Below are 14,904 nucleotides of genomic sequence, written 5' to 3' on the forward strand. Positions count from 1 at the left end.
CCCCTAATATGTAATGTAAAACTGTAAATATCTAGTAAAACAAAGTTATTTTACTAGCTATTTATTAGTTGCTTTAATGATAAGAAAATGTGGATTCGTATTTAGATAATAATATGATTTTTCGTCTACTTCTTTCATTTTTTCAATTGCCTTCGGTTCTACTATCTCTTCTAATACAAAATAATTTGTAGTTTCATTTAGTATGTCTTGTAATGATCTTCTAAAAAACTTGACTTCAATAGTAATATTCGGTTTAACCCAAGTATCTATTAATAACTGTTTTTCAAAATAATTTTCACATGGAAACTTTGTGAAATCCATAAAAGGATGATGAATAGAATAAATAAGTTCCCCACCTGGCTTCAATACACGACGAAATTCTTGAAATACTTGATTCCAATTTTCTAAGTAATGAAGAGTTAACGAACTTACAATCACATCATACGTATTATCTTCAAATGGCAATGTTTCTTGCAGATTATGACAAAGGAACGTTGCTTCTTCTCCTATATTTTCTTTTGCTGCTTTTACCATTTCAGGACTTACATCAATTGCTGTAACATTTGCTCCTCTTCCTATGAATTGAGAAGTATACCATCCAGCTGCACATCCAGCATCTAATATTCTTTTTCCTTCTAGTTCCCTTGGAATAAGCTCCATCATCGCCGGTCTTTCATAATAACTGTTATATGGATTTGCAAAATCTAGATTTTCTTTATATGTACTCGCTAATTTATCATACGTATCTTTAATCGAATCTTTCATTACACACACTCCTAATACATATTAATCCATTAACTCCTGCTGCTTTTTCTTTGAAAATGATTGTAGTACTAGATCATACGACCAATCAATCATTTTATTAATTTGCTCCTGCTCTATACCCTTATGAATATAAACGGTATTCCAATGTTTTTTATTCATATGATACCCTGGAATAATTGTTTCTGGATAATCTTCTCTTATTCTTAATGCGACTTCTGGATCATACTTCAATGTAATCGCAGCTTTTTCGCCTTCTTCATGATTTACTATCGCAAATATTTTATTATTAAGCCTCATACATGTTGCACTCCAGCCATCTGGAGAATCTTCTATCGCTTTTCTTTTCGATAAACAGTACGCTCTTGTTGCATTCATTTTAATTGGCACCTCTTATTCTTTCCCTGTTTGATTACGATGCATCACAATTTGCTTCGTTGCTTGAAATTGCTGCTCACCGTAAAACTTTATTAGCTTCTCACCGCAAAATAGACTAACAATATCAATATGAGATATTTCTCGAAGTAATATTGTAAGCATTTTCTCTCCAATACCTTTATTTCTTACACTCTCATGTACGACAACATCTTCAATGTATGCTCGAAAAACACCATCAGAAACGACTCTAGCAAATCCAACTAATTCATTTTCTTCCCATACTCCAATGCCTATACTATTCTTTAACATTTTTTCAATATCGACTTCTTTTCTTTCTGGCCACCAACTGACAGAATCATAAAGCTTCTTTATTTTTTCTGCACAGATTGGTTGTTCTTGTTGCAATTTATACGTGTACATATGCTTTCTCCCATCAACCAGTATACATAATACTATTATAATCTCTTTTCAAAAAAGTGCTGACTATGACCTTTCGGATGATCTTCAACGACACCATACTCCCTGTAACCGTGCTTTTTATAAAATTCTGGCGCTTGAAAACTAAATGAATCTAGCAATATTAATCTGCACTCTTTTTCCTTCGCAATTTCTTCAATTTTATGTAAAAGTTGGCTACCATAACCGTCATGACGAACTGATTTATCAACCCATAAAAAGTCGATATGAAGATGATAAAAATACATCGTACCTGTTACACCACCAAATATTTTCCCTTCTTCATTTTTTACTACGAGGCTTACTTTTTCCATCGGCTGTTTTACTTCATCTGTTAAGATGGACATATTATATTGAATAACTTTATTTTTAATGTATTCTCCTTCAATACGTGTACCATTCTCTATATGTTTCATATACATTGCTTCCTTTCAACTTAGTAAGCTACATTTTATTTTTCCCCTTTAAAATACTAATCAAAACGAATCCACCATATGTAACAAAGCATGAAAAGCCAATTATCCCTGGTACAGAGACATAGCCTACCCTTATGTAACTTATAACTGCAAAACAAGCGATAGACAATAAAATAGATGGCCAAAATATAACAGCTATTTTTCTTCGTCCTCGTTTCGATGTACTTTCTTTCTCTTCAGAAACACGTGTGCCAAAAAGCAATACAATACAAATAAGGATCGCTGCAAAGTAAATTGTATCTAATGACAAATTGTGATCATATAGTGCGATTCCAACTTCAAGAGCAATAACCGTTAAAATTAAAATAATGATTGTTGAAGTCTTTAAGTTTCTTTTCAATCGCTCACTCCTAGCATGCTTTCACTATATTCTTTGTATATGTACTTTAAAACTACTGCAAAAGCTTCATCTACCTCTTTATTTTCACGACGATTCGGTAAATCTTTTCCCCCCATCACATAAAGAAGCGGAAATTCGTTAAACATTCCTATTATACCAATAAATTCAATATCGAATATAAAAAAACTTTTCGGCAGCTCATATCAGCTATTTAAATAAGAAAAAGGTAGCATGAATTTTTTCTTGCTACCGAAAAATATTTATTCTTCTATAGGATTTTCAGGACCGTTAAGTTCCAGCTGATAAAAAGCTAAATCTAGCCATTTATTAAACTTATAACCAGCTTTTTTTATTGTTCCTGCATGAACAAATCCATAGTTTTGATGCAAGGCAATACTTTTCTCATTCTCTGCATCAATTCCAGCAATTAAGGTCATATACTCTCTTTCCTTTGCAATTTCGATTAATGTTTTCATTAAAGACGTCCCAATCCCATTTTTTCTATAATCCTTATCAACATACACCGAATGCTCAATTGAATATTTATAAGCAGGCCAAGCTCTAAATGGTCCAAATGTCGCAAATCCTACTACTTTATTATCTAATTCGTATACGAAAATGGGATAACCGTCAGCCTTTTTTTGTTCATACCAATCTATTCTATTTTCAAGGGTTACAGGTTTATACGCATATACAGCTGTTGTATAAAGTATCGCATCGTTATAAATATCTAAAATGTATGCTAAATCTCTTTTCGTTGCTTCCCTTATCATTGTTTTCTTCCTTTCATCATGTTCATCTTATTTCACTATCTTTTTAATAGTTTTATTTTATCGAAATTTCCGATTTTTATCTACATACGAATACTAGCTTTTCGGAAACCATCAAATATATTTATTGCAGCAGATAACATATAAAAGAAAATTCCTCCCCCAATGAGCCACGTTTTAAACTCCTCTGGGGAAATAGTAAATGCATTTGCCAAATACGTAATAAATCCTGCGTTAAATACATGTGGATTTACTACAATTACAATGAATACTATCGTCCCAGCTACTTGAAGAACAGCATTCCCAATCGCCAATCTTTGAGTCCATTGTCCCTGCACCAATTTATAAAGGGATATACATATTTCAAAAACGATCATAATTACAACGATTGGCCAGTACTGCAATAAAACATCTTGATTAAAAGTTGGCGAAACAAACTTCAGTCCATTTGCCGTACCGTTATATACGCCAACAAGATGATTCGCATAAAAGTAAAGTGTAGCCCAAACTGCTGTCCACATTAAACCTGCAAAAACTTCAAACTTCGAGATTGCTTTTTTCTTTGGGATATACGAGATGTTTTTCAAATCATCTGGTGTCCATTTTTTTAAACTTGTCGTCAACGGCTCGATACCTTTGTCTTTATCTGTTCTTTCTAAAATAACAAACACAAGTGTCAACCAGAAAAATACATGGAGGCCCACTTCAAAAATTTCCCCAATGCCTTTACCTATCAATTGCAAAATAACATTTAATACCGCTTGATCACCACTATAGCCTATAAAATTTTCTGCAACCATTGATATGAGTGCAATGACAGCTGCGATTGGTATAATCATTTTTAACAACGTTGTATATACATCAAAATAACGTGGTCCAATTAAATGCATCGGTCTATCCAAATAACCATTAGCCAATGAAACCGGACTCCCCAATTTTTTGAGAACGCTCTTTACATCTTCCTCACTATAATCTTCAGGTAACATATCCTCTATAGTTGACCTTAGTTCAAGTGTAATATCTTCACTATTTTTTTCAGGTAATCTCTTCGCAACCTCTTGGATATAGAGATCAATTAAATTCATTCTCTTCCTCCTTTAATAAGTTATAAAGTTCTTTCGAATCCTTTATCCATTCTTTTTTCAACTGCAAAAATATTTCTAATCCATAATCACTTAAAACATAATACTTACGAGGTCTACTCTCCGTTTTATCCCAACTACTCGTCACTAATTCCTGTTTTTCTAATCGGCGAAGTAGCGGATATAAAGTACTTTGATCAATTGTAATCCCTGATTGCTCCAATAACTGGACAAGTGAATATCCGTACTGCGGCGTTCTTAATTGACTTAAAACGGCTAACGTTAATGTCCCTCTTCTTAACTCAGTAATTAACGAGTTTAATAAAGTATCCATTTACTCACCTCATTTCCATTACTATATGTCATACAGTATGTGTTTTATACTATGTATCGTACAGTATTAATGTGACAAAAACTATATTTTTTACCGAAAAACGGATAATGAAAAGCGCAAATTATATGATTTGTACTTTTTTAGCTAAGTTATATATAACACTCTAAAAGATAGCAACCTTAACTACTAATTTTGAAGTTGCAGTAATGCTATATTAAGTGACAACTATCGTATACATATGATGTGAACATAACATCTCACTATAGGAAGCTAATAAAACGGAAAATTATCATGGTTGAATGATTCCTGTTTTATTCTTTAGGCACTGTTGATTTCACACCGTTTTCAGCACCTAATCAACGTTATTTCCTTCATAAACTTCATCTTGTTCAAAATCTCTGTTTTTGTTTGGTTTATTAAAGGAAAATAAAAAACAATTAAATTAGGTTAATTGTTTTTTAAATGCAAAATCTTTATTTTTTTAAATAATCTATGATATTCGAAAAGACAAACTCTCCAAATGCAAGTGGTATATAAATAAACCATAACTTTAATATTGCCTTTGTTTCTTTGTGATCAGAATCCCCCATTAAAACCAACCCTATCCTTTTTCTTCAAATATTTTCTTTTTAATTCCAATAACAAGGAAATTATACCATTTATTAATGTTATAGTCTATTTTTTCTAAAAATTAAATAAATAAAATCCTTGTATTACCTTAATATTCAGATAAATACAATAACTTTTTTACGTTTCATCTTCAAAGTCAATAATGAGTCCTGTTAGAACCGCTACATTACCAATCGATTGGATCCCGTGACCAATAAAATCCACCTTAAATTCTTCCCACTCTAACTGCTCTTTTGTGATTCATCGTCACATTATGATGAATCACTCATACATTATCTAGAAGTTAAAAACCCTAATTCACTTTTCTCTTAAAGAGCACAATTCAAATGTGCTCTTTTTAAGTCCGTTCGAATAAAATTCAAAATCCTACTGATAAACAAAAAAATCTCGTTTTTCAATAGGATTCATTAGCTATATATGGCGAACTCCATCGCCTATTACTAAAGTCGAACTGATTTAAGTAATATAAATTCCCCTTTTTCTTTAGAAAATGGAACAACCTCTACAATCGCCTCAACATTAATTACTCCGTAAACATGCGGATATTCTTGACCGTTAGAAGCAAGTTCATATTTTACTTCTGCTTTTAATAGAGCTGGATCAATTGTAAGTAATAAAACATCTTCTTCATGCTTGAAATATTTTTCTGCAACTTTTAAAGCTTGATCTACTAATGAACAATGAATAAACCCCTCTTCTATAAGGGAAGCTTCATTAATTTCTCCAATTATTTTTGCGATTTCCCAATTACTTTTCGTAATTACTTTTGTAATCATAGTAACTCTCCCTTTTTAATTTATGTAATGATATAATAACACTAAATTTTCAACACGTGCTTAATAGATTGGGGACTTATAATGGATAAACCTCTCACTGCATTACAAACTATTATTATACATATGAATACAACTGAGCATTGGCATGATTTTATTTGTTACTGTCAGCATCGCAAAGCGGGACTTCGAAAATTAGCTTATAAACATTTAGAGACATTTATTTCAAATGCAAAGAAATGGGAATCAAAAGATCAAGAAGAGTTTGCCATTTCACTGTTTACTATTTTAGATGCATTAAACGAAAAAGATGAGGTCTTAACTTTCTCACTAAATAGTTTTCTAATAGACATTCTATATAGATGGACAGAAAACAACCCATTTGATTCAAGACCTTTTAGATGGATAGGAATTTATATGGACTCTAGCAATAAAGAAGACGATTTAGAAAAATTCCTTCGAAAAGCGATTGAATTAGGTGGTGATACCGAACAAGAAGCTATGATATACCTAGTTTTTAATTACATCAATACTTTAGATTTTGGTACTCATGAATTCCCTTCAGGTTATTGCGGAGATTTAAGCAAATGTATAGAAAAACTTCCCTATATGCTTCAATTAATTAATAGAATTCAGAATAAGAACATAAAGGAGCAAAACATTGGTCAAATACAAGAACAACTACACTTAATTCTAGATTGGTTAAAACATACACAAATTCCAGTAGATGCTGTTCGTGTACGGAAAAAAGAACAAACTAAGGAATTAGAAAAGGTCATTGTATATTATTTACACAACAGCTCAAGTCGTTAGTTCATCTTGTACAGAGATAATAAAGTTGTTTAAAACATAATAAAATTGTTTAAAAAACGCCAGTCATATTATTAAACAATCGGGCTATATAACGGAATAAATTCTTGTAAAAATTAAAAATATCTGAAATAATCGTCATTAAGTTGAAGCAGAGCGATTGAAGAAAAAGGTGATACGACTTTTTCTTACTTAATAATCGTACGATAGTTAAAAAATTCAACTAATTATATTCCGAAAGGGTGTGTGTAGTATCTTATCAACTAATGTTTTTACTTATAAATCTAAGGATGGAAAAACAATACTAATTAGAGAAGCTAAAGAACAGGATGCAGAAAGAATACTAGATTCTGCTTCAAAAGCTTTAATAAACGCTCCATACATGCTAAGTACGGTTGAGGATGTAAAAAAGGTGCGTATCGATGCTATTCAAAAAACGTTAAAAGCTTATCATGAAAATCCAAATTATGTACAGTTTATTGCTGAAGTTGATGGTAAGTTAGTCGGCTCAATAGATTTTAAGAACGGAAACAAAGAAAAAATTAGTCATCAAGGGGCTTTTGCGATGACCATACTACCTGAATATCGAAATTATGGTATCGGAAGAGCTCTTCTAGAAACGTTAATCAATTGGGCTAAAAATAACAGTAAGATTGAAAAAGTTTGTCTTGAGGTAATGGAAGATAATCTAGGTGCAATCCAGTTATATAAGAATCTAGGCTTCTTTGAAGAGGGTAGAAAAGCAAAGGGTGTAAAATTGGATGATAGCTACCAAAATTTAATATTAATGGCTTTATTCGTTTAAAATTGAACATTAATTTCAATATAAAAAGAGGATCTTCATGGTCATCTCCCTGTTAAGTAGACAGTAATAGAAATCCTCTTTTTATATTTATCCCACATTAGCTTGCAGTAAAACTCCCCACTGATTATAGTTTTACTTTATTTTAATCCTTTAATTAAAGGTGACGCTTCCCCACTATGGAAAATCCATAAGTCATGAAGTGATCTCGTACATCCGACATATAGTAACTTTGCATCATGTTTTGTGTTTTTGTAATGTTCTTCATCCACATCAATTAAAAGCACCGCATCAAATTCTAAACCTTTCGCTAAATAGACAGGTACTACTGATATACCACCTTCATATTTACTTTGGTTTGCTTCAATTACGTTTACCGTTAATCCTGCATTTGTTAATTTCACATATATATCACGGCATTCATCTTCTGTTCTTCCGATTACCGCAATTGTTTTCACATCTGCATTTTGCAAATGTTTTACCGTCTTCACAATTTCAGTAAATTGATTTTCTGCATGAATTACTTTCACATCTTCTCCACTGCGGAAGACTGGTGTTGCGAGTCCTACTGGGATTTCTGCATTTTTAATTATTTCATTTGCAAATTCAATAATTTCTTTTGTAGAACGATAACTTCTTGTCAATTCATAATAACCGGTTTCTTGGAATACTTCCTTAAAAGCATTCCAATCTTCAATTCCTTGGTAATCATAAATCGCTTGCGATAAATCACCTAATATAGTGAAAGAATTACCTAATGTAATTTCTTTTAATACATAAACTTGGAAAGGCGAAAAATCTTGCGCTTCATCAATAACAACGTGATGAAACTTCTGCCCGATTTCGATCCCTGTTATACGATGATGTATGTATATTAAAGCTGGTAAATCTTCTACACACACTTCTTTTTTACGACAACTCTTTTCTGTTTCTTTAACAAGTTCTTCAGGTAATACCTCAAGTATTTCTTTACTTTTTACTATTGAACTATACAGTGAAAGAGCACTCATTTTCGGCCAAAACTTCATATATGCGTTCAGTCTCTTAGTCGCTTCTTTTTTTAGTAATTTTTTCTCGTTTGTTTCCCCGAATTTTTTAAGTTCAATTTCAATCCAGCGCTTCATTCGTCCTACTAATCGTTCTCTTCTTTTCTGTAAAGGATAATGTTTATATTCAACTTGCATCCATTTTTTAACATCTTCTAATGGAATAATTGCTCTATCCCACGCCTCAAAATCTTTTGTCGGAACTAACTCATTTTCAAATTGGATCATTCTCTCTTCAATAAACGTCTTAAATTCCAACGTACCCTTTAATTTACCTAGCATTACCTTCTTTTCATCACGATTAATTGAAAATGCTTCTTTCAATTTTTTTTCTGTCTGCTTTAGTTTCACTGAGTCATCTAACGTACGTAATGCCCAATCTGGAAACGTTGTTTGACTAATATTCCCTACACCTAATTCAGGAAGTACACTCGAAATATAGTCTAAAAACAGACTATTCGGTGCAAATACGATCATTCTTTCTGCTTCTAGTTGTTCACGATATTCATAAATTAAAAAAGCAAGGCGATGTAAAGCAATTGTTGTCTTTCCACTCCCTGCAACCCCTTGAATAAGTAATGGTAAATTTCTTTCCGCTCGAATAATATCATTTTGTTCCGATTGAATCGTTGAAACAATATCCTTTAGCTTATTATCTTTATTCTCACCTAATCGATATAGAAGAAAATCATCGGCATGTGATACATCTTCATTTCCTTTTACATATGTATCAACAACACGTTCAAGTTCTCTTTTTCGAATGGAAATGTTTCGTTTTAAATACACATCACCTTCTACTAACCCATCTGGTGATTGATAAAATGCTAATTCTTCTCCACCGGTAAATGAATAAAACATACTTGCGACAGGCGCTCGCCAATCAATAATGATTGGCTTCATCGTGTCCATATCCGAAACCCCTACTTTTCCGATATAAATCGGCATAACTTCTTCTTTTCCATCTTCCTGAAAATCTAACCTTCCAAAGTACGGCTCTTGCACACCAATACGTAAGTTTTGTCTATTAGACTCCCTCATACTTTCAAGAATTTGCTCTTTAAAATCTTCTCCATAATAAACCGGGATTTTTTCAAGCCTATCCAATTGCTCATCCATCGTATGTAAAGTATCCTTCATTTTTTGTAACTCATCTTCAAATATGTTGCTCATTTCGACGATTCCCTCCTGTCCGTTCTAATTTTTCAGTCGAAGTATCATTGTATTAAAAATCCAATCATAAAGTCAATAGTTTCCATTTAAATTTTCCGAAAAAACTTACTTTTCATCTTTCTAATTTAAAAAGAATATGCAACATCTAAATCACACACATACACATATAGTATAGTGATGCATGAAAAAGATACTTCTTTCTATTTGTCTCCTATTTAATTTATCTATTAAAAAACATTGTAAAAATTAAAGACTTTAATCAATGGGCGTTTTACTGCCCATAAATAGTAGGATAAATAAAAGTAAAGGAGGCTCTTCAAATGAATATTTTGAATCTATCTCAAGATTAAATATGCTTCTATCTGGCTGTATCCTTATGGTTTGTTGGTCAATTATGTATGTTGAAATATATAGACTTACAAAATCCGTCTGGCCATGTGTTATCATGCATGCGATCGAGGATGCTGTTCCTACTGTTTTAGTTACAATAACAGGGATTATTACTCTTACAAACAGTAGTGATTTTTGGTTAAATCCTACTAGCGGGGTCGCTGCTACTGTTTTATTTCTCGGAATTGGAACCGTACTAAGAACTATAAGAATAAAAAGAGAACGACAATTATTCACACAATAAAAAGCAGATAATGAATTCGTCATTATCTGCTTTCCAATTTTTAAAACTACCTTATTATATTTTTTGATACATAAGCCAGTCACCAGAGTCTATCACTTTCTTTAACATCTTTTTATCCTGAGCGATATACACATATGCCTCAATTTCCCCATCAGCAACATATACTGTTTGCGTGATTCGATCATATAAATCAGTCTCCGCATTGCCTCTATATTCTTCTAGTTCATCTAACTTACACAATATCTCATCATTTACTACATAAACTTCTCCATACACCTGTTCTTCAATCGAATAAGTCATGGCCGGATATCCTTCGTTCGTATCAAATAATTTTCCATATGTCCAAGCTCTGTCTGCGATACATGTTGCACCTAGCATATAATGAGCATTCGTTTGTTCTCTTCTTAACGTGCCATAAACGAAAACATGATACATAAATTCTTATCCCCTTTATATGCCTCTACTTTCTTATTTGTAAATAAGCACGAATCATAAAGTAACTCACTTCATTCGGAAGCTGTTCTTTAATAGATTTCAGACCACCATCTGCATTTTGAACGGCAGTTTCAATAAGAGATTCATACTCTGCTGGAACAAAGCTGTGCCAATCTACTTCCATTCCATCCTCATAGCAGCGAATTAAATGGTTTTCGATTGTTTGTCTTGATAAGTTACGTTCTTTTGCAATCTCATTCAAATCAATACCTTGTTTATACATTTCATACGTTTCTAAATGAGAATTTGCGGACGCTTTTCCTGACTTTTTACGCTCTGAAACTACTTCTGTCTTAATCGTTTCAGCATAATTTGGATTTTCCTCAATAAAATGCTGAACTGCTTGTAAGAAGTGCGAACCATATTTCACAAGTTTGTGTTCTCCGATACCTTTTACCGTCAACAATTCGGAATCACTTTGCGGCATTTTCACACACATATCTTTTAATGTTTGGTCAGAGAAAATAACGAACGGAGGTACACCTTCTCCTTGTGCAATTTCTTTACGTACTTCACGAAGCACTTCAAATAAAGGATGGTCTTGAACAATTTGTCTTGTCTCTACTCGTTCTTTTCGTAAAACATTCTCTTTACCAAGTAATACTTCTTTCCCTTTTTCAGTTACTTTTAACGTCGGATAAGTGCCATGTTCAACTGCAATTAACTCGTCTGAAATTAAAAACTCGATAAACTCACTGACCTCTTTTACACTACGGTTCGATAAAAGCCCATACGTTGGTAAAGTATGAAAATTAAATTCAATAACTTTCTTATTCTTCGCCCCCGTTAATACTTGCGCTATCATTTGCTTTCCAAAGCGTTGGTTCGTTCTAATCATGCATGATAAAACCATTTGTGATTCCCTTGTCACATCGATGCTCTCGCGATTGTCTGTACAATTACCACAGCGTCCACAATCTTCTTTCGGTTCTTCTCCAAAGTATTGCAAAATGAATGATTGTAAACATTGTTCTGTATGACAGTAATCGGTCATATTTTGCAATTTTTCAAGTTCATTTGAAAAACGTGATTCTCCAGTTGATTGATCAATTAAAAAACGCTGTACTTGTACATCTTGAGAAGAATATAACAATATACATGTACTATCTAATCCGTCACGACCAGCACGTCCTGCTTCTTGATAGTAACTTTCCATATTTTTTGGAAGCTGATAATGAATTACGTAACGAATATTCGATTTATCAATACCCATCCCGAATGCAGATGTTGCTACCATTACACTTACTTCATCTCGTAAAAAGAGTTCTTGTTGCTCATTTCGATCAATATCACTCATACCAGCGTGATATTTTGCTACAGAAACTCCTGCCTTCATTAAATCTTCATATAACTGATCGACTACTTTTCTAGTAGCTGCATATATAATCCCAGATTCCTTTTGATTTTGACGAATATAATCCGCCAAATATGCATTTCGATCTTGCCCTTTAATAACAGAAAACGATAAGTTCTCACGCTCAAACGTTGTCATAATTGTATTTTCTTGATTAATTTCAAGTGTATTACAAATATCATCACGTACTTGCGGTGTTGCTGTTGCTGTTAATGCTAATACGAGCGGCTTTTCTGGAAGATAATCTAATATGCGATATATATGTAAATAACTTGGACGGAAATCATGTCCCCACTGTGAAATACAGTGTGCTTCATCAATCGCAATCATAGGGATTTTCATATCGATAAGTTGGTCAACAAACTCCATTGAATCCAGTCGCTCAGGCGCTACATAAAGTAACTTATAATGGCCTTGTTTCGCTAATTGAATTCGTTGATTCGCTTCCGCAATCGAAATAGAACTATTAATATAGGTAGCTGAAATACCGTTTTGTACTAATGTATCTACTTGGTCTTTCATAAGTGATATTAAAGGCGATATAACTAACGTTGTTCCTTCAAATACTAATGCGGGAATTTGATAACAAATTGACTTACCACCACCTGTAGGCATAATACAGACAGTATCTTTCCCATCTAATACATTTTTAATTGTTTCATCTTGTCCTCTTCGGAATGACGAATAACCGAAATAAGACGCTAAAAGTTCTTGTGCTTTTGTAAACAAAAAAGAGTCACCTGCTTTTCTTTATCTTTCATCTACTCCTATTATATCATCTCTTATGCATCATGAAAGTGATGAATACATGACTAACAGCCTGCTTTTTCATTATTTTATGCTTCTTTACATTTTTGAGAATGATTAGCAATTATAACGAATTTCAAAATAAATACACATTTTATTAATTCTCCTTGAATACTACTAATCTTATACATATGAATTCAGGGGGTTACTATATGAAGCACCGTAATATTAGTTCCATCAAACAGAAAACGGTATCGAACCAACTCCAATTCTCAAATAATGAAGCGTGGAAATATGAATCATACTATAAGTACCAGCCATTACTCTCTTATAAAAAGCTTTTACATTTTCTTTCTCAACTTTTTAGACGTTAATATATGCGCAAAAAATGTATCATTCACAGAAGTTTTCTCAATATTAAACGTATAGACTTACTACAATTCAGTTGTTACCATATATAATAATCTGTTGGATAAATCCCTTAAGTTGACCTGCTTATATTAGCAGGTCTTTTTCATGATTACATACTTCTGTGTACCTCGATCTCACTTCCAAGTCTTTTCTCCATTTTATAACCATATTTAACTCCCAACAATTCATGATTATCATGAATTGTTGGGAGTTAAATTGTTCACATATAATTATGCAATTCTTCTTTCTCAATACACAAAAGACATTTTACTTGTTACTATAAAAGTACTCCAGATGAGTTTTTTGCTCATCGACATTATCTAGTTATTGGGGCCTGCCGCGGGAAGCAGGTCCCTTTGACTGTATGAAGGTCCTAATTTCATTTGGACACATTTACCAGGGTTTTTCAAAAGAATTTTATGATAACATTACGTAGTCGAGTCCGACATCTCGGCAATACCCTTTTGAGGGTCTGCAACTTCCCTTGCAGACCCTCTTTTACTTTATATTCAATTTATTCATATATACCACAACATCATTCATTGAATTTCTCCATTTCAAATTCCCTAAAAATAATCTAGGACACGTAACTAAAAATAAATCTTCATCATACTTTGAGTTATACATGTTCAAAGGAGTGTTACTATTTATGTATTCTTATTGGCAATCGTATTACTCCCCCTACCATAACCCTTATGTAAACTATGATTTATCCGTACGGAACTACCGAATTAGTAAAAATGAGAATTTTTTAAAAGGGTATATGCGTTCTTTATGGGAACAACACGTCGCTTGGACGAGATTGGCTATTATAAGTATAGTCTTTAATTTACCAGATGTTAACGTTACTATTGGACGACTTCTACAAAACGCAACACATATGGGACTATCACTTGAACCATTTTACGGTGAGGATGCAGTGAAAAAATATAGTGCATTAATTAAAGATCACTTAGTAATTGCAGCGGATCTTGTTAAAGCCGCAAAAGCTGGTAATCAAAATGCAGCGGCCGCTATAGAGAAAAAATGGTACGCTAATGGTGATGAAATTATTGAATTTCTTAACAGTATCAACCCATATATAGATAAAGAAGAATTTAGAAAAATGTTTTATGAACATTTAGCACTAACGAAAGCAGAAGCACTTGCCTTCCTAAATAAAGATTATGAAGCAGGAGTAAAACTTTACGATAAAATTGAAAAAGAAGCATTGGAAATGGCCGACATGATAACAAACGCAATCGTAAAACAATTCCCGCAAGTATTTCAATAAAGTGAAACTTTAATCAGAGTAGGTATTACTACTAAGTAATACTTGATAAAAATAAGTCGGTTTCCAAACATAAATCGGCTTATTTAGTTTTCTCTCCATGATATTTCACCTCTCCTCTTTACATTTAGCTTATATCGATATATTTTATTAATATCCGTTTT

General features: G+C 32.7%; 15 protein-coding genes and 3 pseudogenes. 4 read left to right on the top strand and 14 right to left on the bottom strand.

Features of this window, described 5'->3' with window-relative positions; genetic code table 11:
• Positions 1 to 57 precede the first annotated feature (57 nt).
• From ACTFN4_RS21865 to ACTFN4_RS21915, 11 genes and pseudogenes are all read right to left on the bottom strand, one after another.
• Positions 58 to 765, bottom strand: coding sequence for a class I SAM-dependent methyltransferase (locus ACTFN4_RS21865; RefSeq protein ID WP_439962782.1), 708 nt, complete (start codon positions 763 to 765; stop codon positions 58 to 60).
• A gap of 21 nt (positions 766 to 786) precedes the next feature.
• The gene (locus ACTFN4_RS21870) at positions 787 to 1,140 is read right to left on the bottom strand and encodes an MmcQ/YjbR family DNA-binding protein (protein ID WP_439962783.1); all 354 of its coding nucleotides are present in this window, start codon (positions 1,138 to 1,140) and stop codon (positions 787 to 789) included.
• Positions 1,141 to 1,155: 15 nt separating this feature from the next.
• The gene (locus ACTFN4_RS21875; RefSeq protein ID WP_410989515.1) at positions 1,156 to 1,560 is read right to left on the bottom strand and encodes a GNAT family N-acetyltransferase; all 405 of its coding nucleotides are present in this window, start codon (positions 1,558 to 1,560) and stop codon (positions 1,156 to 1,158) included.
• Positions 1,561 to 1,595: 35 nt separating this feature from the next.
• Positions 1,596 to 2,012, bottom strand: coding sequence for a GNAT family N-acetyltransferase (locus tag ACTFN4_RS21880; RefSeq protein WP_439962784.1), 417 nt, complete (start codon positions 2,010 to 2,012; stop codon positions 1,596 to 1,598).
• A gap of 28 nt (positions 2,013 to 2,040) precedes the next feature.
• Entirely contained in the window at positions 2,041 to 2,412 is a 372-nt protein-coding gene (locus tag ACTFN4_RS21885) for a hypothetical protein (protein ID WP_410989513.1), read from the bottom strand.
• Positions 2,409 to 2,573 (bottom strand): annotated as a pseudogene (locus ACTFN4_RS21890) (serine hydrolase); the annotation flags it as partial. The gene ACTFN4_RS21885 and the pseudogene ACTFN4_RS21890, both read right to left, overlap by 4 nt.
• Positions 2,574 to 2,672: 99 nt before the next feature.
• On the bottom strand, positions 2,673 to 3,185 hold the full coding sequence (locus ACTFN4_RS21895) for a GNAT family N-acetyltransferase (RefSeq protein WP_025709479.1): 513 nt from the start codon (positions 3,183 to 3,185) through the stop codon (positions 2,673 to 2,675).
• 80 nt (positions 3,186 to 3,265) lie between these two features.
• A complete protein-coding gene (locus ACTFN4_RS21900; RefSeq protein ID WP_410989512.1) occupies positions 3,266 to 4,267 on the bottom strand; it encodes an HAAS signaling domain-containing protein in 1,002 nt (333 codons plus the stop codon).
• Positions 4,254 to 4,598, bottom strand: a complete 345-nt coding sequence (locus ACTFN4_RS21905; protein ID WP_000380294.1) for a PadR family transcriptional regulator — start codon at positions 4,596 to 4,598, stop codon at positions 4,254 to 4,256. The genes ACTFN4_RS21900 and ACTFN4_RS21905 overlap by 14 nt, the downstream gene beginning before the upstream one ends.
• A 750-nt stretch (positions 4,599 to 5,348) precedes the next feature.
• A pseudogene (locus tag ACTFN4_RS21910) lies at positions 5,349 to 5,423 on the bottom strand (DUF6944 family repetitive protein); the annotation flags it as partial.
• Between the two features lie 245 nt (positions 5,424 to 5,668).
• The gene (locus ACTFN4_RS21915; protein WP_016122662.1) at positions 5,669 to 6,004 is read right to left on the bottom strand and encodes a DUF952 domain-containing protein; all 336 of its coding nucleotides are present in this window, start codon (positions 6,002 to 6,004) and stop codon (positions 5,669 to 5,671) included.
• Positions 6,005 to 6,085: 81 nt separating this feature from the next.
• On the opposite strand from ACTFN4_RS21915, the gene ACTFN4_RS21920 reads away from it, so the two are divergent.
• The gene (locus ACTFN4_RS21920; RefSeq protein ID WP_439962785.1) at positions 6,086 to 6,814 is read left to right on the top strand and encodes a hypothetical protein; all 729 of its coding nucleotides are present in this window, start codon (positions 6,086 to 6,088) and stop codon (positions 6,812 to 6,814) included.
• 241 nt (positions 6,815 to 7,055) lie between these two features.
• Positions 7,056 to 7,616: a GNAT family N-acetyltransferase gene (locus ACTFN4_RS21925; protein ID WP_000337115.1), complete on the top strand. Its 561-nt coding sequence runs from the start codon at positions 7,056 to 7,058 to the stop codon at positions 7,614 to 7,616.
• Between the two features lie 137 nt (positions 7,617 to 7,753).
• On the opposite strand, the gene ACTFN4_RS21930 is transcribed toward ACTFN4_RS21925, so the two are convergent.
• Positions 7,754 to 9,829: a HelD family protein gene (locus tag ACTFN4_RS21930; RefSeq protein ID WP_048558472.1), complete on the bottom strand. Its 2,076-nt coding sequence runs from the start codon at positions 9,827 to 9,829 to the stop codon at positions 7,754 to 7,756.
• 319 nt (positions 9,830 to 10,148) lie between these two features.
• Between ACTFN4_RS21930 and ACTFN4_RS21935 the strand changes: the two are divergent.
• A pseudogene (locus ACTFN4_RS21935) lies at positions 10,149 to 10,463 on the top strand (CPBP family intramembrane glutamate endopeptidase); the annotation flags it as partial.
• A gap of 54 nt (positions 10,464 to 10,517) precedes the next feature.
• On the opposite strand, the gene ACTFN4_RS21940 reads toward ACTFN4_RS21935, so the two are convergent.
• Positions 10,518 to 10,898 carry a gamma-glutamylcyclotransferase family protein gene (locus ACTFN4_RS21940; protein WP_060852053.1) on the bottom strand — a complete coding sequence of 127 codons (381 nt, stop codon included), beginning with the start codon at positions 10,896 to 10,898 and terminating at the stop codon, positions 10,518 to 10,520.
• A 25-nt stretch (positions 10,899 to 10,923) separates the two neighbouring features.
• Positions 10,924 to 13,041, bottom strand: coding sequence for a DNA helicase RecQ (gene recQ, locus ACTFN4_RS21945; protein WP_439962787.1), 2,118 nt, complete (start codon positions 13,039 to 13,041; stop codon positions 10,924 to 10,926).
• Positions 13,042 to 14,119: 1,078 nt separating this feature from the next.
• Here recQ and ACTFN4_RS21950 point away from each other — a divergent pair.
• A complete protein-coding gene (locus ACTFN4_RS21950; RefSeq protein WP_063536586.1) occupies positions 14,120 to 14,743 on the top strand; it encodes a hypothetical protein in 624 nt (207 codons plus the stop codon).
• The last annotated feature ends 161 nt before the right edge of the window (positions 14,744 to 14,904 follow it).

The organism is Bacillus cereus group sp. MYBK95-2, assembly GCF_051915225.1.
Lineage (GTDB): Bacteria > Bacillota > Bacilli > Bacillales > Bacillaceae_G > Bacillus_A > Bacillus_A cereus.

Excerpts from the sequence above, each read along its gene's own strand:
- ACTFN4_RS21865 (WP_439962782.1), bottom strand. The coding sequence starts at position 765 with ATGAAAGATTCGATTAAAGATACGTATGATAAATTAGCGAGTACATAT.
- ACTFN4_RS21870 (WP_439962783.1), bottom strand. The coding sequence starts at position 1,140 with ATGAATGCAACAAGAGCGTACTGTTTATCGAAAAGAAAAGCGATAGAA.
- ACTFN4_RS21875 (WP_410989515.1), bottom strand. The coding sequence starts at position 1,560 with ATGTACACGTATAAATTGCAACAAGAACAACCAATCTGTGCAGAAAAA.
- ACTFN4_RS21880 (WP_439962784.1), bottom strand. The coding sequence starts at position 2,012 with ATGAAACATATAGAGAATGGTACACGTATTGAAGGAGAATACATTAAA.
- ACTFN4_RS21895 (WP_025709479.1), bottom strand. The coding sequence starts at position 3,185 with ATGATAAGGGAAGCAACGAAAAGAGATTTAGCATACATTTTAGATATT.
- ACTFN4_RS21900 (WP_410989512.1), bottom strand. The coding sequence starts at position 4,267 with ATGAATTTAATTGATCTCTATATCCAAGAGGTTGCGAAGAGATTACCT.
- ACTFN4_RS21905 (WP_000380294.1), bottom strand. The coding sequence starts at position 4,598 with ATGGATACTTTATTAAACTCGTTAATTACTGAGTTAAGAAGAGGGACA.
- ACTFN4_RS21915 (WP_016122662.1), bottom strand. The coding sequence starts at position 6,004 with ATGATTACAAAAGTAATTACGAAAAGTAATTGGGAAATCGCAAAAATA.
- ACTFN4_RS21920 (WP_439962785.1), top strand. The coding sequence starts at position 6,086 with ATGGATAAACCTCTCACTGCATTACAAACTATTATTATACATATGAAT.
- ACTFN4_RS21930 (WP_048558472.1), bottom strand. The coding sequence starts at position 9,829 with ATGAGCAACATATTTGAAGATGAGTTACAAAAAATGAAGGATACTTTA.
- ACTFN4_RS21940 (WP_060852053.1), bottom strand. The coding sequence starts at position 10,898 with ATGTATCATGTTTTCGTTTATGGCACGTTAAGAAGAGAACAAACGAAT.
- ACTFN4_RS21950 (WP_063536586.1), top strand. The coding sequence starts at position 14,120 with ATGTATTCTTATTGGCAATCGTATTACTCCCCCTACCATAACCCTTAT.